This is a genomic window from Nonomuraea sp. NBC_00507 (assembly GCF_036013525.1).
Taxonomy (GTDB): Bacteria; Actinomycetota; Actinomycetes; order Streptosporangiales; family Streptosporangiaceae; genus Nonomuraea.
This window is the reverse complement of the sequence record NZ_CP107853.1, coordinates 12610995-12631219: the sequence shown is the minus strand read 5'-3', so window position 1 is coordinate 12631219 and position 20225 is coordinate 12610995. Positions and strand designations below refer to the sequence as shown.

The 20225-nt window shown below is 67.7% G+C and carries 19 protein-coding genes; 11 read left to right on the top strand and 8 right to left on the bottom strand.

The genetic code is table 11. From position 1 onward, the window contains the following. Window positions 1-49 precede the first annotated feature (49 nt). The 7 genes from OHA25_RS59540 to OHA25_RS59510 all read left to right on the top strand — a co-directional run bounded on the left by OHA25_RS59540 (window position 50) and on the right by OHA25_RS59510 (window position 5794). Window positions 50-865, top strand: a complete 816-nt coding sequence (locus OHA25_RS59540; RefSeq protein ID WP_327585559.1) for a MerR family transcriptional regulator — start codon at window positions 50-52, stop codon at window positions 863-865. Beyond that, window positions 865-1779 carry a sigma-70 family RNA polymerase sigma factor gene (locus OHA25_RS59535; RefSeq protein ID WP_327585558.1) on the top strand — a complete coding sequence of 305 codons (915 nt, stop codon included), beginning with the start codon at window positions 865-867 and terminating at the stop codon, window positions 1777-1779. The genes OHA25_RS59540 and OHA25_RS59535 overlap by 1 nt, the downstream gene beginning before the upstream one ends. A 17-nt stretch (window positions 1780-1796) precedes the next feature. Further along, window positions 1797-2288, top strand: a complete 492-nt coding sequence (locus OHA25_RS59530) for a GyrI-like domain-containing protein (protein ID WP_327585557.1) — start codon at window positions 1797-1799, stop codon at window positions 2286-2288. A gap of 188 nt (window positions 2289-2476) precedes the next feature. Continuing rightward, entirely contained in the window at window positions 2477-2995 is a 519-nt protein-coding gene (locus tag OHA25_RS59525; protein WP_327585556.1) for a MauE/DoxX family redox-associated membrane protein, read from the top strand. Between the two features lie 14 nt (window positions 2996-3009). Beyond that, window positions 3010-3513 (top strand): TlpA family protein disulfide reductase, encoded by a 504-nt coding sequence (locus OHA25_RS59520; RefSeq protein ID WP_327585555.1) that lies wholly within the window; start codon window positions 3010-3012, stop codon window positions 3511-3513. Beyond that, the gene (locus tag OHA25_RS59515; RefSeq protein ID WP_327585554.1) at window positions 3510-5321 is read left to right on the top strand and encodes an ABC transporter ATP-binding protein; all 1812 of its coding nucleotides are present in this window, start codon (window positions 3510-3512) and stop codon (window positions 5319-5321) included. Before OHA25_RS59520 ends, OHA25_RS59515 begins: the two co-directional genes overlap by 4 nt. After that, the gene (locus OHA25_RS59510; RefSeq protein ID WP_327585553.1) at window positions 5318-5794 is read left to right on the top strand and encodes a S26 family signal peptidase; all 477 of its coding nucleotides are present in this window, start codon (window positions 5318-5320) and stop codon (window positions 5792-5794) included. The genes OHA25_RS59515 and OHA25_RS59510 overlap by 4 nt, the downstream gene beginning before the upstream one ends. An 883-nt stretch (window positions 5795-6677) precedes the next feature. On the opposite strand, the gene OHA25_RS59505 is transcribed toward OHA25_RS59510, so the two are convergent. Then, window positions 6678-7454: an AfsR/SARP family transcriptional regulator gene (locus tag OHA25_RS59505; protein ID WP_327585552.1), complete on the bottom strand. Its 777-nt coding sequence runs from the start codon at window positions 7452-7454 to the stop codon at window positions 6678-6680. Window positions 7455-7874: 420 nt separating this feature from the next. Here OHA25_RS59505 and OHA25_RS59500 point away from each other — a divergent pair, with 420 nt between their 5' ends. Continuing rightward, the gene (locus tag OHA25_RS59500; RefSeq protein WP_327585551.1) at window positions 7875-8387 is read left to right on the top strand and encodes an isochorismatase family protein; all 513 of its coding nucleotides are present in this window, start codon (window positions 7875-7877) and stop codon (window positions 8385-8387) included. Between the two features lie 363 nt (window positions 8388-8750). Here OHA25_RS59500 and OHA25_RS59495 read toward each other — a convergent pair whose 3' ends face one another. Beyond that, entirely contained in the window at window positions 8751-10160 is a 1410-nt protein-coding gene (locus tag OHA25_RS59495; RefSeq protein ID WP_327585550.1) for an ATP-binding protein, read from the bottom strand. Between the two features lie 738 nt (window positions 10161-10898). On the opposite strand from OHA25_RS59495, the gene OHA25_RS61765 reads away from it, so the two are divergent. Further along, entirely contained in the window at window positions 10899-11099 is a 201-nt protein-coding gene (locus tag OHA25_RS61765; protein WP_442942031.1) for a hypothetical protein, read from the top strand. Here OHA25_RS61765 and OHA25_RS59485 read toward each other — a convergent pair. From OHA25_RS59485 to OHA25_RS59470, 4 genes are read right to left on the bottom strand one after another with little or no spacing between them, the layout of a single operon-like run. Then, window positions 11089-12708 carry a phospho-sugar mutase gene (locus OHA25_RS59485; protein ID WP_327591212.1) on the bottom strand — a complete coding sequence of 540 codons (1620 nt, stop codon included), beginning with the start codon at window positions 12706-12708 and terminating at the stop codon, window positions 11089-11091. The genes OHA25_RS61765 and OHA25_RS59485 overlap by 11 nt on opposite strands. A 56-nt stretch (window positions 12709-12764) precedes the next feature. Beyond that, window positions 12765-13568, bottom strand: coding sequence for a purine-nucleoside phosphorylase (locus OHA25_RS59480; RefSeq protein WP_327585548.1), 804 nt, complete (start codon window positions 13566-13568; stop codon window positions 12765-12767). Between the two features lie 3 nt (window positions 13569-13571). Further along, on the bottom strand, window positions 13572-14876 hold the full coding sequence (locus tag OHA25_RS59475) for a M20/M25/M40 family metallo-hydrolase (protein ID WP_327585547.1): 1305 nt from the start codon (window positions 14874-14876) through the stop codon (window positions 13572-13574). Next, on the bottom strand, window positions 14873-15853 hold the full coding sequence (locus OHA25_RS59470; RefSeq protein ID WP_327585546.1) for an Lrp/AsnC family transcriptional regulator: 981 nt from the start codon (window positions 15851-15853) through the stop codon (window positions 14873-14875). Before OHA25_RS59470 ends, OHA25_RS59475 begins: the two co-directional genes overlap by 4 nt. 109 nt (window positions 15854-15962) lie before the next feature. Between OHA25_RS59470 and OHA25_RS59465 the strand changes: the two genes are divergently transcribed. Next, complete coding sequence (locus OHA25_RS59465) at window positions 15963-17267, top strand: MFS transporter (RefSeq protein ID WP_327585545.1); 1305 nt, start codon at window positions 15963-15965, stop codon at window positions 17265-17267. Here the strand turns inward: OHA25_RS59465 and OHA25_RS59460 are convergent. Next, window positions 17264-17749, bottom strand: coding sequence for a gamma-glutamylcyclotransferase (locus OHA25_RS59460; RefSeq protein ID WP_305920196.1), 486 nt, complete (start codon window positions 17747-17749; stop codon window positions 17264-17266). The genes OHA25_RS59465 and OHA25_RS59460 overlap by 4 nt on opposite strands. Window positions 17750-17934: 185 nt before the next feature. Here OHA25_RS59460 and OHA25_RS59455 point away from each other — a divergent pair, with 185 nt between their 5' ends. Next, complete coding sequence (locus OHA25_RS59455; RefSeq protein ID WP_305920197.1) at window positions 17935-19329, top strand: NAD(P)H-quinone dehydrogenase; 1395 nt, start codon at window positions 17935-17937, stop codon at window positions 19327-19329. Window positions 19330-19339: 10 nt separating this feature from the next. Here OHA25_RS59455 and OHA25_RS59450 read toward each other — a convergent pair whose 3' ends face one another. Next, window positions 19340-20146 carry a class I SAM-dependent methyltransferase gene (locus OHA25_RS59450; RefSeq protein ID WP_327585544.1) on the bottom strand — a complete coding sequence of 269 codons (807 nt, stop codon included), beginning with the start codon at window positions 20144-20146 and terminating at the stop codon, window positions 19340-19342. Window positions 20147-20225: the final 79 nt, after the last annotated feature.

The window sequence follows — 20225 nt, the reverse complement described above, 5'->3', positions numbered from 1 at the left end:
GCCATAGGTTGACCCTGACACCGTGTCAGCCCCTAGACCTGGAGAGGCCATGTTCAGCATTGGAGACTTCGCCAGGCTGGGGCTCGTGTCGGTCCGCATGCTGCGCCACTACGACGCCATCGGCCTGCTGCGCCCGGCCCACGTGGACCCGGTTACCGGCTATCGGTCGTACCAGGCCGCGCAGTTGTCCAGGCTCAACCGCATCGTCGCGATCAAGGACCTCGGCTTCACGCTGGAGCAGGTCAGGGCGATCCTCGACGAGAAGGTGAGCACCGAGGAGCTGCACGGCATGGTACGGATGCGCCGCGCCCAGCTCGAGGCCCAGATCAGCGCCGACCTGGCCAGGTTGCGCAGTGTCGAGGCGAGGCTCCGCACGATCGAGACGGAGGGATACATGCGTACTGCTGAGGTCCTGTTGAAGAGGGTGCCTTCCGCGCGGGTGGCCGAGCTCAGCGCCAGGGCGGCGAGCTACGACGGCGAGGACATCGGGCCGGTGATCCAGCCGCTGTTCGCGGAGATCTGCCGGCGGGTGGAGGCGGCCGGCGTGTCCGTCGTGGGTCCCGGGCTGGCCTATTACGTCCAGGAGGAGGACGGCTCGGTCATGGTGCACACCTGCCTGCCGGTCTCTGTGCCGCCCAGCTCCTATGATTTCGAAGTCGTCGACCTGCCTCCCATCGAGCTGGCGGCCACGATCATCCACCAGGGGTCGATGGAGGCGGTGGGGTCGACGTTCCAGATGCTGGCTCACTGGATCGAGGAGAACGGCTACCGCTCGCTCGGCCTGGCCAGAGAGATCTCCCTGCACTGCCCGGAGGACGAGAGCGAATGGGTGACGGAGCTGCAGATCGAGGTGACCGCGACCTAGTGGGCGCGGCGGATTTCGAGCGGCACCGGATCGAGTTGACCGGCTACTGCTACCGCATGCTGGGCTCCGGATTCGAGGCCGAGGACGCGGTGCAGGAGACGTTCGTGCGGGCGTGGCGCACGTACGATCCGGTCAGGGGCCCGCTGCGGCCGTGGCTGTTCCACCTGGCCACGAACATCTGCCTGGACATGCTCCGCGGCCCGCAGCGCCGCGCCCGCGCCATGGACCTGGTCCCTGACGCGATCCCCGGCGCCGACTTGGGAGCACCGCTCCCTCCGGACCGCTGGATCCAGCCCATCCCGGACAGCCGCGCCCTCGACCCGGCAGACCTGTCGGTGACGCGGGAGACGATCCGGCTGGCGTTCGTGGCGGCCCTGCAGCACCTGCCACCCCGCCAGCGCGGCGTGCTCATCCTCCGCGACGTGCTGAAATGGTCCGCCGCCGAGACGGCGCAGTTGCTGGGCACCACGGTCACGTCTGTCAACAGCGCCCTGCAGCGCGCCCGCGCCAAACTCCCGCCGGCCGAGGCGGCCGGCGAGGACGTGGACGAGGAGCTTCTCTCCCGCTACGTGTCGGCGTTCGAGCGCTACGACGTGGAGACGCTGGTGTCCCTGCTCCACGAGGACGCGACGTCGTCCATGCCGCCGTTCACCTGGTGGCTGCGCGGGCGCGAGCACATCCGCACCGTCCTGCTCGCCGCCGACGCCCCGTGCGCCGGCTCCCGGCTCCTGCCGACCCGGGCCAACGGATCCCCGGCCTTCGGCCAATACCTGAACGGCGAGCCCTTCGCCCTGGTCATCCTGGACGTCGCCGGCGGCAGGATCATCGGCGACACCACGTATTTGGACCCCGGCCTGTTCCCGTACTTCGGCCTGCCGATGAGTTTCGAGCCCGCACTCCGTACTGAGAAGTGAAGGAGGAACACAGAACCATGCCAGAGATCATCGAACTTCCGGAGCGCCCGTACGTCGGGGTGCGCAAGACCATCACCATGACCAGTTTCAACCTGGTCGGAGACCGCATCGGCGAGATCATCGGCTGGCTGATCGAGCGCGGCGCTTATCCAGCCGGGGCGCCGTTCTTCAAATACGACAGCATCAACATGGCCGCCGACCGGCTGGTGGTGGCGGCGGGGGTGCCGGTGGCCACGCCGGTCGAGGGCGAGGGCGACATCTTCGCCGCCACCCTTCCCGCCGGCCGCTACGCCACCGTCTCCCACCACGGCCACCCTGACCAGCTCATCGACGTCACCGACAAACTGCTGAAATGGGCCGCCGGACAGGGACTGACCTGGGACAAGACGGCCGACGACGACGGGACGGAGCACTGGAGCTCCCGCCTGGAGCTCTACAACACCAATCCCGCCGAAGAGCCCGACATGAACAACTGGGACACCGACCTGCAGTTCCGCCTCGCTGACTGACCTTGGGACGTGCCGGGGACCGCACCGGTTCCCGGCACGCCCGTGGACCTAGGATCTGCGCCCGGTGCGCGTCTCATCGCCAGAAGGCAAGCAGTTTCTTTGGAGTGAGATGCGGGACGCCGTCCACGCCGCCACCGCGCTACCGGCGCGCTAGCACTGGGCTAGCGGGCCGGAAGAGCATGTAGGCCATGTCGCACGTGCTGGTGGCGAGTCAAGTCCTGCTCACCACGGTCTTCGTTGTCTCCGCGTACTCGAAGCTGCGGAGCCGTGCCGCACTACGGTCTTTCGCCGCCACCTTGCGATTGCTGCCCGGCCCGACCCGGTTCCCGGCTGCCATGGCAACGGTGGCCATGGAAGTTGTTGCTGCGGCCACCTTGATCGTGCTTCCACGCACGGGGCTGGCCGCCAGCGGGCTGCTGTTGATCGCGTTCTCCCTGTGGATCGCCGTTTCCCTGCGCTGGGGGCAGCGCGAGCCATGCCAGTGCTTCGGCGTGTCCGCGACCCCGCTCGGCCGGGTGCATCTGATCCGCAACGTGCTTCTGCTGGTCGTCGTCGTGCTGGGTTGGGTGACGCTGACGCTCCCCGGCGGCCCGGTCACCGTGGCCGGTCTCGCCCTGGCAGTGCCGGTCGGGCTGGTCGGCGCCATCCTCTTGATCGTCTTTGACGATATCGCCGATCTGTTCATGGAAGTCTCGGGGAGTTCGTGATGCCGTATCTGATCGTGGCCGTCGTCCTGGTCGGCGTGCTGTGCATGCTGAATCTCTTGCTGACGGTGGGAGTGATCCGCCGACTGCGGAAGCAGGCCGCGTCAGCGGCATTCCTGTCGCCCATGGCGGAAGGGCTCGCCATCGGGGAGAAGATGCCGGAGTTCGCCGCCACCACCACCGATGGCGAGCCGATCTCCGATGAGCTGCTCGATGGGCCCGCCCTCATCGGCTTCTTCTCTCCGTCCTGCCAGCCCTGCAGGGAACTGATGCCGCGCTTTATCGACCATGCCCGCCAAACCTCGGACGCGGTGCTCGCCGTCGTCGTCGCCGGCAGCGACGAGGAGGCCACCGCCGACGTCGAACGCCTCGCCGAGGTGGCACGTGTAGTGGTCGAGGAACCTCAGGCCGCCATTCAGAGCGCCTTCAAGGTCGCCGGCTATCCGACCCTCTTCATGATCGGTGCGGACGGCAAGGTCACCGACAACGATCCCACGTTGCCCACCACGGTCAGCGCATGATCGGAACGGCAAAGGTGGCCGTGGGGGTCGCCCTTCGCGCGGCCCCGGGATTGATGGCGGTCTACGTCCTGGTGATGCTGGCTGAGGCGATCGCGCCGATCGCGGTGGCGTGGCTGACCAAACTCGTGGTCGACTCCCTGGCGGGACAGGAATCGGCGGCCGAGCTGAGCACCCTCGCGGTGGGGCTGGCCGCCGCGGGCGTCCTGATGACGGTACTGCCCCAGCTCGTGCAGTACCTCAACAGCGAGATGGGCAGGTTGTTCACCGCTCGGACCACTGCACAACTGTTCTCCGCGACGCTGCGGTTCGCCGGGTTACGACGGTTCGAGGACCCCAACTTCCACGACCGGCTGCGGTTGGCAAGGAACAGCCTGTCGACGGGGCAGGAAGTCGTCACCGGATCCCTTGGGGTGGTGAGCGCGGTGATCACGCTGACCGGGATGATCGGCTCCCTTCTGGTGATCAGTCCGGTTCTCACCGGGATCGTCCTGGCAACCGGGGTTCCTGCGCTGGTGGCGCAGTTGCGACTGTCGCATCGTCGCGCCTCGATGATGTGGGACATCGGCCCGGCCGAACGACGTCAGATGTTCTACGGCGATCTGCTCACCACGGTTGCGGCGGCAAAGGAGATCCGCCTGTTCAACAGCGGCCGTTTCCTGCAAGGCCGCATGATGACCGAGTTACGCACGTCCAACGCCGCACGCCGCCGGATGGACGTCAAGGAACTGTCCGTCGAGAGCCTGCTGACGCTGCTGGGCGCGGTGGTCGCGGGCGGTGGGCTGATCTGGGCCGTCATCTCCGCCGGCTCCGGTGCGTTGAGCGTCGGCGACGTGACCCTGCTGATCGCCGCCATCGGCGCGGTCCAGGCCGCCCTCAGCGGTCTGATCGTCGGCATCGCCGCTCTCCACCAGGATCTGCTCATGTTCGGCCATTACGTGGCTGTGACCTCGGCCGAGCCCGACCTCCCCATTCCCGCCGAGCCTGCGCCACTGCCCCGGCTGAAGCACGGCATCCAGTTGACCAACGTGTGGTTCCGCTACAGCGAGGATCACCCGTGGATCTTGCGTGGCCTGAACCTGTTCATCCCGGCTGCCTCGTCAGTCGCCGTCGTCGGTCTGAACGGTGCCGGCAAGTCCACGCTCGTCAAGCTCCTGTGCCGGTTCTACGACCCGCAGCACGGGAGCATCACGTGGGATGGCGTCGACATCCGTGACGTGCACCCCGATGATCTGCGGCACCGCATCACCGGGGTGTTCCAGGACCACATGGCCTACGACATGTCCGCAGCCGACAACGTCTCCATCGGCTTCGTCCCCGCCCGTGAGGACGAAACCCGAATCCGTGGCGCTGCGCACGAGGCTGGGATCGACGACAAGCTCTCCTCCCTTCCTCGCGGATACGACACCCTGCTCACGCGGACGTTCTTCAGTGAGGAGGACAAGGACGACCCCGACACGGGTGTCGTGCTCAGCGGTGGGCAGTGGCAGCGCACGGCCTTGGCCCGCGCCATGTTCCGCGGCCACCGCGACCTCGTGATCCTCGACGAGCCCTCCGCCGGGCTGGACCCGGAGGCCGAGGCCGACGTGCACGCCCGGACCCGACGCCGGCGCCACGGCGCTACCAGCCTGCTCATCTCTCACCGGCTCAACACCGTGCGCGATGCCGACATCATCATCGTTCTGGAGCACGGCGCCATCCGGGAAGCCGGAACGCACGACGCCCTCATGTCCGCCCGCGGCCCCTACGCACGGCTCTTCAACCTCCAGGCGAGCGGGTACCGCGAGCCGGAGGAGGCGGTGGCCCTGTGACGTGGGTGCTCCTCATCGTGATCTGCGCGATCGCGACTTCAGTCTTGTTGATCTTGCGGCTGCGCACGACGTATTCCGTGATCCGTGTCGACGGCAACAGCATGGCCCCCACACTGATCGACGGCGACCGGCTCCTGGCCCGGCGAGTGGCCCCGGCGGCTCTGCGGAGCGGCCATATCGCCGTGGTGCTCAGCCCGCTGACGATGGGCGGCCCGTTCCTCATCAAGCGTATCGCCGCGCTACCCGGCGATTCCATCCCCGAACCGGTGCGGCCGCTCGTCCCCGATGCCCGTGTACCCGACGGACAACTCATTCTGATCGGCGACAACACCGACGTGAGCTTCGACTCTCGCGACCACGGTTACTTCCCCATCGCCGATATCCACGCCATCACCATTCGAAAGCTAACCCCTGCCAGAGGCCCCAGCAGAACGGAGAGCGAGCCAGTAAGAGAATTTGTGCCAGAAATCTAATCGGAAACAAAGAAAGGGAACAAACGAAGTGATGCGGTTCATCGAAAATATCGGCGATCGTCTTCTCGCGCTGGTCGTGCCAGAACACCGCGCCGCGGCGGACGAGTGCTACAACCAGACTCGCTGCGGCCCGTACGCCTGTACCTCGAACATGGATCACATGGTCAGGAAGCAGGTCAGAACTGTCTGCCGGGTGTCCGGTACACAGCCGTGGCGGAACACAAATTATTGCTGCTACATCTGATTGCCGGCAGGGCTCTTGGAGCACCTGGAGACGTGCGCGCAGGCATGTCTGCAGGGCGCCTGGCCCTCAGCCTGGATCCACGGCATGAACATGGGAGCCAGGGTCTGATAGGCAAGCGAGGTGCCCTTTGAGCTGGGAGGATGGGAGTTCTTGACGCTTCCATCCGCCCGCTCCAAGGGGCACTTCACACTAATCAGAAATGATCACAATAAGTCAAGCCGTGGATTCAGGCTGAGACCGCAACGAAGAAATGGATTGACAGCGTGAAGATCATAACCAGACTCGCGGACCGCGCCGTGGCATGGGTCCTTCCAGAGGACTCTGCCGATGCCGTCGTCAAGTGCTACAACAAGCCCATCGGAGGCTATTGGTGGGGGCGGTGTTATTACAACCCCGGCTGCAGCAGCAGGTCAGAGCAGACGAAGTACGCGTGCAACTGGGGGCCAGGAAGCACCTATGGCGTGCGGAGCATTCTCGGCCGCCGGTGTTGCTAGCCGCGTAGCGACCATCCAGGGGTCGGGCAATTGCCGCAGCGCGGGAAATGCCCGACCCCTGCGCCGGCCAGATCTGAGACGGCAGCTGCCGGAACGGCCGCCCAGCCTGCGCAACTGCGGCACGTGCATCTTCTCAAAGAGCTGATCAGCTCTGACGCCGGCCGCCCGAGAGGATCAGGCTGCCAGGGTGCCCGTGAAGGATGTCCTGGTAAAGCCGCTGCATTTCGGCGTTCGGCTGAATGCCGAGTTCCTGATCGAGGACCCGGTAAAGCCTCCGATACGCGTCGAGGGCTTCCATGCGACGGCCTCCGGCGTTCAGGGCACGCATCAGCGTGGCCCACAAGGTCTCCCTGAACGGCTGGGCGGCGATGAACTGCTCCAGTTCGGGGACGACGTGGATGTTGAGGCCGAGCTGCAGCTCCGCCTCAAGGCGCATCTCATGGGCGTTCAGGCGGATCTCTTCCATTCGGCGGCGTTCCTGGCGGACGACCTCGACATCCACATCGGCCAGCAACGGCCCGCGCCACATCCCGAGCGCATCTCGCAGGCACTCGGCTGCCAGGCCGGGGTCTCCCGTGTTCAAGGCTTCGGCGCCGGCGGTGGTCAGTTTCTCGAATATCCCAAGGTCAACGACGCCGTCCGGCACGGCCAACAGGTATCCGGAACCTTGGGTTCGGAGCTCCACGCCACACGTGGCGAGCGGGGCGATCGTCCGCCGTAGGCGATAGACATATGTCTGCAGGCTCGTCTTCGCCGTGGCCGGTGGACCGGCTGCCCACAATTCCGACGTGAGAAGGTCGAAGGTGACCACCCGGTTCGATCTCAGCAGAAGCATGGCCAAGATGGCCCGCTGCTTGGCAGCCTGAACAGGGATCTCTCTCGCGGAGTCCACCACCCGCAACGGCCCCAGCAACGAGAACATCCATTCGCCTCCAAGCGTTTCGAGCACGTAAGGGACGGCGCAGCCGTACCTGGCCGACGTGTAAGTGGCCAGGAACGCGCGATGCATGTACACCGGCCGCCGGTGCCGCAAGACGGGCGCGGACTACGCTACGTTGAGCCGGTTTACTGCTGGTATGTCGCCGGTATGTTCTTCGCCGCGGGCGTCACCCCGGCGCAGGCGGCCACCGGCCCGGCGCGACGTTAAGGCCATAACCCGGCATCCTCCCCGGCGATCGACCACCGACCCGCCCACGGGGAGCGATGCTGCAGAAGATCCAGGCCCGCTACCACCACAACGGCCGCGTGCGCCCGGTCCGGCTGATCGTCATGCACTCCATCGGGCGATGGCGATCGCGGTCCAGGTCCACGGAGGCCGATTTGGATCGCTACCATGCCGATCATGGACAAACTGGATCCCCGCCGCACCGCATTGCTCCTTATCGACCTGATGACGCGCATTGTCGAGCAGCCCACGGCACCACATTCCGGACGTGCCGTGGTCGCCCGCTCCCTCGCTCTGGCCGACGCAGTGCGAAAGGCGGGCGGTCTCGTCGTCTCCGTGCGGGTCGAGCGGCCAGGCGTTGCGGAGCAGCCACCGGGCAGCGAGCTGGTGGAAGGGGTACTCGGCGACCTGGAGATCGTGAAGCGCACCTGGGGTGCATTCCACAACACCGGGCTGGAGGAGGCGTTGCGTAAGCACGCCATCGACACCCTGATCATCACCGGGATCGCCACGAACTTCGGCGTCGAGCAGACCGCGCGTTTCGCCGACGAGTTCGGCTTCAAGGTGATCTTGCCTGAGGACGCGGTCACCGCACTCGACGCGCGCGCCCATGAGTTCGCCTTCGACTACATCTTCCCGCGTATCGCTACTGTCTGCACGACCGCCGAGGTCGTGGCAGCGCTGGACTGAGATCAGTACAGACTTGAGGTTGTTCGCGCCGCCACCCTCCCCGCCGGCCATACCGACGTGCAGTTCCGCCCGGCCGACTGAGGTCGCGAGACAGGCGCCGGGGACCCGGCACGCCCTGGATCTGATCCGTTTGCGGCACGCCCATGTACATAAGACCTGCGGCCGATCCGCCACCTGCTATGAGCTGGGCACACTGGTTCACATGACCGTCGCCTGATTGGCCTGCTGCGGTTCTCCTCCCACCTGCCGGGGGACCCCGCAATAGGTCTCATCGTTGAGACTAATTGTGGGAGTTGGTCTCAATCGCTGCCTCTCGCGGACCTAGTCTTTACGTCGGTCTCATTGATGAGACCAACAGTGCGCCTATCTCCAGACGTCGATCAGTTCCTCTGGAGTGATGTGAGTGATGCCTTCCACGCTGCACCCGCTGCGGGAGATCGCGTAAAGGGGCGTGGACGTGTCCGCCCCGGGCATTTTGGAGCGGTGCACGATGAGCTCGCTCAGATCGTGATGGTCGAATGGCCGGTCCTCAAGCCACTTCACGGAGCCCACCATTGTGATCGCCTTCGCGATAGGCTCTCGATCTGCTCCGACGATGTCGATCTCGGGATCGTTGGTCCTGGTCCAGTATCCGCCGATCGCCCCAGTCTGCTCGGGTAGGCCGTCCATGCGGCGGAGAGACTCCTGAATCAGAGGCTCGATGGCTGTGCCTCGCCATGATGTCCATGAACGGCGGATGCGCTCCAGGACCTTGTCTCCCCGGTCACGTTCGATGTCGGTCATGCGGGGTCCAATGAAGGGAATCCAGAACCGCAGGTGCGAGTCGATCACGCGGTAGCGTGAGTCCCGGGATGGGCGCGTCGACAGCGGTCTGTCCAAGGCGATGATGCCCTTTTCCAGGAGCAGTTGGAGTGCGCGATTCATCGTCGCGCGCGGGACGGCCTGGGTGGCGGCCGCGATCTTGGAGTGGGTGCGCTGTCCCGATCCGATGGCGTTGAGGACTCTACGAGCGTGCGCTTCGGGCGGGAACTCGGCGGTCAAGGCGTGGTCTCCGCTGACTATCAGGGCCGAGAGCGGGTCCTCGAGTGCCTGCTCCAGGTATGTCCACATTGAACTACCTCTGGGCCACTCTTCGCAGATCATCGGCAGTCCGCCGGAAACCAGGTGCGCGTCGAACGCCTCCGCTGGGGGGAGGTCGAGCGCGTGCCCCACGTCATGTGGCGTGAGCGGCTTGACCACGAAATCGGCGGCACGCCGGTAGAAGGGGCGGTTGTAGGTGTTGATCGCCTCCATCATGGACAGATCTGAGCCGATGAGGAGCAACAGGACGGGCCTTCTGGAGAACTCCCTATCGAAGAGTTTCTGGAGCACACGCTCCAACGTGGAGTCCTCTTTGATCAGATACGGAAGCTCGTCGATGACCACGATGCTGGGAGAGTGCTCTGGCAGGGCCTGGGCCAGGAGGGAGAGCGCGTCGTGCCATGACGCGGGTTGCTCGTCGTCAAAGACGGACGCGGCGGGGAGGTTCGACGTGCGCACCTCCTCGGTAAAGATGCGGAGTTCGTCGCCGAGTGCCTGGCCCGTGGCCGCGTAGTAGACGTGGGGCACCTGTGCTTGCCGGATGAACTCCTCTGCCAACCGTGACTTTCCGATGCGGCGACGTCCCCGGATGAGGAGCGCGCGCCCCGGTCGGTCGAGCCGATGACGATCCGTCTTCTCAAGGGCTCCCTTGAGAACGGCGAGCTCTCGACGCCTGCCGATGAACGGTTCCATTCAACTCCTCCGGAAGTCTCAGAGATGAGACTAACTTACGAGTTGGTCTCATGAGATGGGTTTCATGGCCCTGATCTCCGAGTTGGTCTCATGGATGAGACTTGAGATCGTCCGCCGTCAGGTCCATTCCTGACCAGGCGGCCGCCACACTGCGTCCGCATTTCCGGCGGCTGGCCGGCGTTGCCGGCACGCGCCACGGGCGGACGGTTCGGCGCGGGCAGTGGGCTGAGAAGGGCGCGGAACCCGTCCCCAGGGTTATCCCTCGAGGAAAATACGGATCTTGAACGGTTGGCGGAGCGTGCCGGAGTATCGAGCCGCCCCCTACCAACCGGAGTTCCCTCATGCGCAAGCTCTTCGGCCATCCGCTGTTTCAGGGGTTCGCCCTGCTGTTCGTGGTGCTGGCCGTCTTCTTCGTGCTGCAAGCCGTCCTGGCCGTGGCCTTACAGATCGGCTCTGAGAACCTCACCCCGGCTTTGGGTCTGCTGCTGGGCCTGCCGGGAGTGGTGGCAGCGCTCGTGACCGTTCCGCTGGCCCGGCGGATGGAGGGCGAGTCGCTCGCCGGCCTCGGCTTCCCGGCCACGAACGCGGTCCGCCACCTGGTGAGTGGTGTGGCGGTCGGCGCGGGCGTTCAGGCGTCGGTGTTCGGGATCATGGCCATGGCGGGCTGGTACACCGTCTCGGCGGTCACGCTGGACGTCGGTTCGCTTGTCACCATGACGGTGCTCGCCCTGTTCGTCCATGACGCTGCTCGGCATCACCGTGGCGGGCGGGCTCGTGCTCGGCGGCGGCTTTCTGCTGACCGGTTCGTTGTGGCTGCCCACCGGCATCCACACCGGCTGGAACCTGGTCCAGAACTCGGTGTTCGGGGCGGGATCGACCGACGCCGGCGCCCCATCCGGAGGACCATGCTTTTGCGCCCGGGACCCGGTTACAGGCTGAGGGAAGTCGAGAGGTCGGCTTTCAGGGCGGCGAGGTCGTGGGCGGCGAGGGTGTGGGCGTCCGACACCTCGCCGGTCACCGGTACTACCACTTCCAGGTAGCACTTCAGCTTGGGTTCCGTGCCCGAAGGGCGGACCACCACGCGGGCGTTTCCCGACAGGCGGTAGCGCAGGCCGTCGGTCGGCGGGAGGTCGCCCTCGCCCTTGTTCAGGTCGTCGATGTGTTCCACAGCGCGGCCACCGAGGACTGTCGGAGGGCACGCGCGGAGGCGGGACATGGCGTCCGCGATCAGAGACAGGTCGGCCACGCGGAACGACAGCTGGGACGTGGCGTGCAGGCCGTAGCGGCGGGCCTGGTCGTCCAGGAGGTCCAGCAGGGTGCGGCCGGCGCGTTTGGCAGCGGCGGCGATGGCCGCCACCGTCAGGGCGGCGCCGATTCCGTCCTTGTCCCTGACCGGGAGGCCGGCGTCCGAGCCGACGCTGTAGCCGATGGCCTCCTCGTAGCCGAAGACCAGGCCCGGGCCCGCCTTGATGATCCATTTGAAGCCGGTCAAGGTCTCGCCGTAGCGGACGCCATGCCGTTGAGCGATCTTGCTGAGGAGGGTGGAGGAGACGATGGTGGTGGCCACCATGCGGTCGCCCGTGGTGTGCGTGATCACGTGCTCGGCCAGCAGACCGCCGACCTCGTCGCCGGTCAGCATGCGGCACGTGCCGTCGGGCAGCGGCACGCCCACCGCGCAGCGGTCGGCGTCCGGGTCGTTGGCGAGGACCAGGCCGGCGCCCTCCTTGGCGGCCAGGGCGATGGCCAGGTCCATCGCTCCCGGCTCCTCCGGGTTGGGGAAGGACACCGTGGGGAAGTCCGGGTCGGGGTCGCGCTGTTCCTCGACCGCCATGGGGCTTTCGAAGCCGGCGGCCAGGAAGGCGCCGGTCAACGTGGCCGCGCCGACCCCGTGGAGGGGCGTGTACGCGACTTTGAGGTCGCGGGCGTCGCCCAGCGGCAGGGACGTGACGGCCTCGAGGTAATCGTCGATGATGCCCTCGCCCAGCTCCGTCAGCGTGCCGGGGCTGCGGAGGGGTAGCTCGTCCACGCGGCCGACCGTGTCGATGGCGGCCGAGATCTCGCGGTCGATGGGGGGCACGATTTGGGAGCCGTCGCCCCAGTAGACCTTGTAGCCGTTGTCGCGGGGAGGGTTGTGGCTGGCGGTGACGGTCACCCCGGCGTCCGCGCCCAGGTGGCGGACCGCGAAGGCGAGGATCGGGGTGGGCAGGGGGCACGGCAGGAGCGAGGCGTGCAGGCCGGCGCCGGTCAGGACGGCCGCGGTGTCGCGGGCGAAGACGTCGGACTTGTGCCTGGCGTCGTACCCGATGACCACGTGCTTGCCGGGGCCGAGGACCTTGGCCAGGCCGGCGGCGGCGCGCATGACGGTGACGCGGTTCATCCGGTTGGGGCCGGCTCCGAGCTCGCCGCGCAGGCCCGCGGTGCCGAACTCGAGTTTCGTGCCGAACCGGTCCCGCAGCGCGGCCAAGTCCTCGCGCTCTATCAAAGCGGTCAGCTCAGCGCGGGTGTCCGGGTCGGGGTCCTGGGCGAGCCATAGGCGGGCAGCCGCCATCAGGCCGGTTGGTGGTGTCTCGTCGCGGGCCGGCGCGTGAGGCTCGTTTGCCGCGCTCACAGGCGGTCCACCACCTTGGCGAGCAGCACGCCCATGCGGGCCGCCGTGGCGCGGCCGACCTCCAGGACCTCCTCGTGATTGAGCGGCTCGCCCGACAGGCCCGCGCCGGGGTTGGTGACCAGGGAGACCCCGAGCACCTCCAGGTTCGCCTCGCGGGCGGCGATGGCCTCCAGGACAGTGGACATGCCGACCATGTCCCCGCCCAGCGTGCGGAGCATGCGGATCTCGGCCGGCGTCTCGTACGTCGGCCCGCGGAAGGCCACGTAGACCCCCTCGGCGAGGGTCGGGTCGATCTCCCTCACCAGCGCGCGCAGGCGGCGCGAGTAGACCTCGGTGAGGTCGATGAAGGTGGTCCCGGTGATCGGGTTGGCGCCGGTCAGGTTGATGTGGTCGTTGATCAGGACCGGGTCGCCGACGCTCTGGGTCTCGGGCCGCAGGCCGCCGGCCGCGTTGGTGAGCACGAGCGTACGGACGCCGGCCGCGGCCGCCGTGCGCACGCCGTGCACGACCGCGTCCACCCCGAGCCCTTCGTAGAGGTGCGTGCGTCCGAGGAACACCAGCGCCTGCCGCCCGCTCGAGGTGCGGATGACGCGGATCTTGCCGCCGTGCCCGGCAACGGCGGGGGCCTGGAAGCCGGGCAGCTCGATGAACGGGATCTCGCACACCGTCTCGCCTATCGCGTCGGCGGCGGGCACCCACCCCGACCCCATGACGAGCGCCACGTCGAAGGTGTCGAGGCCGGCGGCGCGGTGCAGTGCCGCGGCGGCCTCACTGGCCAGGGTGTATGCGTCGTTGGTCACATCTCAGTAGTTTAGGAGGAGCCGGTCCAGCACCCGCACGCCGAACTGCAACGCCTCCACCGGCACCCGCTCGTCCACGCCGTGGAACATCGACGCGAAGTCCATGTCCGCAGGCAGCCGCAGCGGCACGAACCCGAACCCGCGCACCCCAAGGTCGGCGAAGAACGTCTTGTTGTCGGTGCCGCCGGACATGCAGTAGGGGATCGCCCGCGCCGTCGGGTCCTCCGCCTTCAGCGCCCCGATCATCGATTCCACCAGCGCACCGTCGAAGGTCGTCTCCAGCGCGATGTCGTGGTGCACGAACTCCCGCCGCACGCGCGGCCCGATCAGCGAGTCGACGGTCTTGAAGAACTCCTCCTCGAACCCTGGCAGGAACCGCCCGTCCACCACGGCCGTGGCCTGGCCGGGGATCACGTTGGACTTGTAGCCGGCGCCGAGCTGGGTCGGGTTGGTGGTGTGACGCAGGGTCGCGCCCACGAAGCGCACCAGCGGCCCGATCTTGTCGAGGATCGGCTGCGGGTCCGACTCGTCGAAGGGGATGCCGAACGCGTCGGCGACCTCGGTGAGGAACTGCCGCACGGTCGGCGTGTACGTCAGCGGCCAGTCGTGCTCGCCGATCCTGGCCACCGCCTTGGCGATCTCGGTGACGGCGTTGTCGGAGTTGAGCATCGAGCCGTGCCCCGCCGTGCCGTCGGCGATCAGCTTCATCCAGGCCAGGCCCTTCTGGGCGGTCTCGATCAGGTAGAGCCGCAGCGACGGGTCCACCTCCAGCGAGTAGCCGCCGACCTCGCTGATCGACTCGGTGACGCCCTCGAACAACTCGGGGTGATGGGCGGTGAGGTATTTGGCGCCGTACACGCCGCCGGCCTCCTCGTCGGCCACCCACGCGAACACGATGTCGCGGCGTGGCCGGCGGCCCTCGCGCTTCATCTGGCGCAGCACCGCCAGCATCATCGCGTCCATGTCCTTCATGTCCACGGCGCCGCGGCCCCAGATGTAGCCGTCGCGCACCTCGCCGCCGAAGGGGTCCACCGACCAGTCGGCGGCGTTGGCCGGCACCACGTCCAGGTGCCCGTGGACGAGCAGCGCGGGCAGGGACGGGTCCGTGCCCTCGACGCGGGTGATCACATTGCCGCGGCCCGGCTCGCTCTCGACGTACGTGGCCTCGATCCCGACCTCGGCCAGCCGGGCCAGGACGACCTCGGCAGCCGCCCGCTCGCCCGGGCCGCTGCCGTCCCCGTAGTTGCTGCTGTCGACGCGGATCAGCTCCACGCAGAGGTCGGCGACTTCCTTCTCGGCTGGTGTCATGGCGTTTTCTCCAGTGTGAGCAGTCCGGACTTGTGTAGGTGCCCGCGCTTGTAAGCGCGGGTGATGAGGGTGAGGTCGCTGTCGGTGACCTCGTCGAGGGAGCCGACGACGCCGGTCATGAAACGGTAGAGGTCCGCCTCGTGAGCGGCCACCACCTGGACGATGAGGGAATGGGTGCCCGAGGTGGCCGCGCAGTAACGCACGTTCGGATGCCCGGCCAGCCGCTGTCCGACCTGGTCCAGCCCGTACGGGCGGACCTTCAACCACAACATGGCCTCCACCTCCAGGCCCAGCAGCGCGGGCTCCACCTCCGCACGCGGCAGCAGCAGCCGCCGCTCGATCAGCGAGGTCACCCGGCGGCGCGCGGTCGGCAGGGAGATGCTGAGGCGCTCGGCGACCGCGGTGAAGGCGATCCTGCCGTCGGCGGCCAGCAGTTCGGCGATCTCCTGCTCCAGCGGTGACAGGCCCTCCTCGTCGGGCAGGCCCTCAGGAGGCGGCGCGGGGCGCAACTCGGCGACCTCCTGCTCGGTGAGGAACGGAGCGTGCCACTCGGCGACGGTCCTGAACGTGTGGAGCACGACCTGGGTCTGCGTCCGCAACACCCCGTCGATCGCGCTGATCTCGGCGGACAGGATGCGGTGCAGCGCCTCGCGGGACGGCGACACCAGCTCGCAGCCCAGGTCGGCGGCGCCGGTCAGCGCGTAGACCGAGCGCGTGTCCGGCCGGTCGGCCAGAGCCTTGGCCACCTGGGCCGTGGCGCCGGGCTGCACCCGGACGTCCAGGTGGACGGGGCGGCCGTGCCCGGTGCGCAGGTCGTCGTAGATCGCCGTGACCCGGACGATTCCCTCCGCGATCAGCCGCTGGAGGCGGCGGGCCACGGTGCGTTCGTGCTCGCCCACGGCCCGGCCGATCTCGCCCCACGAGGCGCGGGGGCTGACTTGCAGCGCGGCGACCAGGCGCCGGTCGAGAACGTCCACCTGCAACCATTTCTGTGTCGGGAATGTAAATCCGGACCCGCGAATTTGACTGTTTCGGTCTTTCAATTGCAGAGTAAGGCATACCGCACATGTCAGCAAAGGAGCCTCCGTGGCGACCTCCCCCGTGACCCAATCCCCCCTCGGCATCCCCAAAAGCCGATCCCGCCAGCTCATGGCGGCCAGCATCGGCAATGTCGTCGAGTGGTACGACTGGTACGCCTACACGTTCCTGGCCATCTACTTCTCCAAGCAGGTCTTCCCGGAGAGCGCGGGCAACAGCCTGGTGCCGCTGCTGAGCTCATTCGCGGTCTTCGCGGTGGGTTTCTTCATGCGCCCGCTGGGCGGCCTGCTGGTCGGCGCGTTCGCCGACCGTTATGGGCGCAAGGCCGCGATGACGTTCACGATCGTGCTGATGGGCGCGGGATCGCTGCTCGTCGGCCTGACCCCCACCTACGCGGCCGTGGGTGTCCTGGCACCGGTCATCTTGACTCTCGCCCGCCTGATCCAGGGCCTGTCGGTGGGCGGTGAGTTCGCCGCCGCCACCACGTTCCTGGTGGAGTCGGCCCCGCCCGGCCGCCGCGGCCTGTTCTCGAGCTTCCAGTACGTCAGCACCACCATCGGCCAGCTGCTGGCCTCCGGCCTGGCCGCGCTGCTGGCCACGGTGCTGGTCGAGGCCGACATGAGCTCCTACGGCTGGCGTATCCCGTTCATCGTGGGCGCCGTGCTCAGCCTCGTGGGGCTGTGGATCCGGAAGGGCGCCGACGAGACCTCGGCCGTGGCGGAGGAGATCCAGCGGGGCGAGGCCGCGCGGCCGAAGCTGTTCGACTTCCTCAAGCACCACCCGAGGTCCGCCCTCACGATCGTCGGCATCACCATCGCCGGCACCGTCGCGTACTACACCTGGACCAGCTTCCTGCCCACCTACGCGCAGATCACCGTGGGGTTCGACAAGGCGGACTCGCTGCAGATCGGCACGATCTCGCTGGTCTTCTTCATGATCCTGCAGCCGCTGCTGGGCATGTTGTCGGACCGGATCGGGCGCAGGCCGATGCTGATCACCTTCGGCCTCGGGTTCCTGATCCTGCCTGTGCCGCTGCTCGGCACCCTCACCGACGCGTACGGCAGCCTGCTGTTCGTGCAGCTCGTCGGCATGGTCTTCCTCGGCTGCTTCACCTCGATCTCGGCCGCGGTGAACTCCGAGCTCTTCCCCACGCGGGTGCGGGCGGCGGGGGCCGGATTCCCGTATTCGCTGACCGTGGCGCTCTTCGGCGGCACCGCCCCGCTGATCGGCACCGCGCTGCAGGAGGCCAAGAACCCGGGGTTGTTCCCGTGGTACATGTCGGCGCTCGCGCTGATCTCCACCCTGGTCTACATCTTCGTGCTGCGCGAGACCAAGGATCAGCCGCTCAGCTAGCCGAACGAGGTGCAGGGGCGCTCCCGCAGCTCCTTGACGTAGTCGTCGGGGGCGCCCGCCCGCTCGGCCGCCTCGGCCAGGCTGCCCAGATAGCGGGCCGACGGCAGGCCGCCCTCGTAGCCGTCGAGCACGTAGAACCAGGCCACGACCTCGCCCTCGAGGGTCTGCACCCGCAGCCGCACCTTGTGGTAGGCGCCGCGGACCGCGCCCTCCCACTGGTCGAGCGAGGTCTCCTCCCAGTCGGGCACGTCGTAGAGCACGACGAACACGTGCTCGTCCGGATCCTCGACGATCGTGGCGAGCGCGCCGCCCCAGGCCGGGTCGTGCCCGCCGAACGTCAGGCGCCAGCCGGTCAGCCAGCCGACGCCCCGGATGGGGGAGTGCGGGGCGCGCATGGCCATCTGCTCAGGATCCATGTTGGAGCCATACGCGGCATAAAGCCTGAGCTCATTCGGCTTCTCCGAATCTGAGGGCCACGCCACGATCCACCCCTCTCGCTGGGTGTTGCTCGTCGTCCAGCTACCGCGACATCCTGCCATGCCGAAGAGCCGAGGCGATCCATCAGGAGACCAGGTGCGGCAGAAGGATCCGTCATCCTTCGTCGCCGAGCTGGATGGGACGCAGCCCGGTTGCAGCTCGGCCGAGCTCGTACGGGAGAATGGGACACGTGACGAGGATCGTGATCATTGGTGGCGGACCCGGCGGCTACGAGGCGGCGCTGGTGGCCGCCCAGCTAGGCGCGCAGGTCACCATGGTCGAGCAGGACGGGCCGGGCGGTGCGTGCGTGCTGACCGACTGCGTGCCGTCCAAGACGCTGATCGCGACCTCCGTGCGCAAGCAGGCGCTGCTCGACGCGCCGGGGCTGGGCATCTCGTTCGACGGCGGGCCCGACGGCGAGCCGGGCACGGTCGGGGTCGACCTGCCGCTGGTCAACAAGCGGGTGAAAGAGCTGGCGCAGGCCCAGTCCGCGGACATCGCGACCCGGGTCGAGGCCGAGGGTGTCGAGATCATCAAGGCTCGTGGGCGGTTGGTGGATCCGCAGGTCGTGCGGGCGGGGGATCGCACGATCCGGGCCGACGTCGTGCTCGTGGCCACGGGCGCGACGCCGCGCGTGTTGCGCGGGGCAGAGCCCGACGGCGAACGCATCCTCAACTGGCGTCAGCTTTACGACCTGGAGGAGCTGCCCGAGCACCTGATCGTGGTGGGGTCGGGTGTGACCGGAGCGGAGTTCGCCGGCGCCTATCGTTCCCTCGGCGCCGAGGTCACGCTGGTCTCCAGCCGGGACCGGATGATGCCCAACGAGGACGCCGACGGCGCCGAGGTGCTCGAAGAGGTCTACCGGCGGCGTGGCATGAACGTCATGGGGCGCTCGCGCGCGTCCTCCGTCAAGCGCACCGCCGACGGAGTGGTGGTGACCCTGGAGGACGGGCGCACGGCCGAGGGATCCCACGCGCTGATGACGGTCGGCATGGTCCCCAACACGGCCGGGATCGGGCTGGAGGAGGCCGGGGTCCAGCTGGACCGGGGCGGGTTCATCAAGGTCGACAAGGTCTCGCGCACGTCCGCGCCGGGCGTCTACGCGGCTGGGGACTGCACCGGTGTGCTCATGCTGGCCTCCGTGGCGGCCATGCAGGGGCGGATCGCCGTCTGGCACGCGCTCGGGGAGGCCGTGCAGCCGCTGCGGCTGGCCACGGTCGCCTCCAACATCTTCACCGACCCGGAGATCGCGGCGGTGGGGGTCGCGCAGCGGGCCATCGAGGCGGGCGAGATCGAGGCGAACGTCGTCAAGCTGCCGCTCGCCACGAACGCGCGGGCCAAGATGCAGGGCTTCAACGACGGCTTCGTCAAGCTGTTCTGCCGGCCGCACACGGGGATCGTGCTGGGCGGGGTCGTGGTGGCTCCGCGGGCGTCGGAGCTGATCCTGGCGGTGTCGGTGGCCGTCCAGCAGCGGCTGACGGTCGATCAGCTGGCGCACACGTTCGCGGTCTACCCGTCACTGTCCGGCTCGATCACCGAGGCCGCCCGCCGTCTCATGCAGCCTCAGACGGCGAGCGGCATCTAGCCGGATTCCCTCACCCTCCGACAATGCCGGGGCGATACTGCCAGACGAATTCCAGCCACGGCGGGGCCACCCCCGTGAAGTGTGACCAACTGCCCGGTTCCGCACCGGGGTAGTCGCCTCGGACTTCAGACAGAAGCGTCAGCACGAAGCCCTCCCCGGTCAGGCTGTTGACAATCCGGCTCAGCGTCTGCGTGTACTCCCTCGGTTCGCTGATCACGCGGCCGGGCGCCTTCCGGTCGTAGACCCAGTCCTGGTCGGGATAACTGGCCTCGGCTTCGTCCGTGTAGGGCAGCTTGAGCGTGTAGCCCTCGCCGTTCCACGAGTCGTGTGTGAGTCCGGCGAAGAACGGGTTGGCGCACATCAGGTAGTAGTGGCCGCCTCGTGCGACGACTCTCGCGACCTCGCGGAAAACGATCCGGGAGTCCGGGACGAACGTCAACGAGTACGGATGCCAGACCAGGTCGAACGAGGACTCGTCGAGGGCCGACAGATCCCGCATGTCTCCTTGGATGGTGCGGATGCCGACGCCGTAGTGCTCGGCGGCCGAGCGGTCACGCTCCAACTGCCCGGACGAGATGTCGAGAACCGTCACGTCGGCTCCGAGCAGAGCGAAGGCCGCAGACTGCTGCCCGCCCCCTCCTGCCAGGCAGAGCACCTTCCGGCCGGCCAGGTCGCCAGGAAGGCCCAGCCTCTCCAGGCCCAGATAAGCCCGGGCCTTCTCCGTGTCGAGGTCGAGCATGGGACGGGTGAATAAGGCGTCCGCCTCCACAAGGGCTTCCCAGCGGTCCTTGTTGTAGCGGTAGACGTCGTCCTGCATGGCGATCACCCTAACCGCCCTTTGAGGCAGGGGCGGCACGGGGTTCGCCGGGGCGTGGCTGGGCTGGTCGGGCTGGGGC

Coding starts and splice junctions, on each gene's coding strand:
- OHA25_RS59540 (WP_327585559.1), top strand. CDS start 50: ATGTTCAGCATTGGAGACTTCGCCAGGCTGGGGCTCGTGTCGGTCCGC.
- OHA25_RS59530 (WP_327585557.1), top strand. CDS start 1,797: ATGCCAGAGATCATCGAACTTCCGGAGCGCCCGTACGTCGGGGTGCGC.
- OHA25_RS59525 (WP_327585556.1), top strand. CDS start 2,477: ATGTCGCACGTGCTGGTGGCGAGTCAAGTCCTGCTCACCACGGTCTTC.
- OHA25_RS59515 (WP_327585554.1), top strand. CDS start 3,510: ATGATCGGAACGGCAAAGGTGGCCGTGGGGGTCGCCCTTCGCGCGGCC.
- OHA25_RS59505 (WP_327585552.1), bottom strand. CDS start 7,454: ATGTTCTCGTTGCTGGGGCCGTTGCGGGTGGTGGACTCCGCGAGAGAG.
- OHA25_RS59500 (WP_327585551.1), top strand. CDS start 7,875: ATGGACAAACTGGATCCCCGCCGCACCGCATTGCTCCTTATCGACCTG.
- OHA25_RS59495 (WP_327585550.1), bottom strand. CDS start 10,160: ATGGAACCGTTCATCGGCAGGCGTCGAGAGCTCGCCGTTCTCAAGGGA.
- OHA25_RS61765 (WP_442942031.1), top strand. CDS start 10,899: ATGACGCTGCTCGGCATCACCGTGGCGGGCGGGCTCGTGCTCGGCGGC.
- OHA25_RS59485 (WP_327591212.1), bottom strand. CDS start 12,708: ATGGCGGCTGCCCGCCTATGGCTCGCCCAGGACCCCGACCCGGACACC.
- OHA25_RS59475 (WP_327585547.1), bottom strand. CDS start 14,876: ATGACACCAGCCGAGAAGGAAGTCGCCGACCTCTGCGTGGAGCTGATC.
- OHA25_RS59450 (WP_327585544.1), bottom strand. CDS start 20,146: ATGCAGGACGACGTCTACCGCTACAACAAGGACCGCTGGGAAGCCCTT.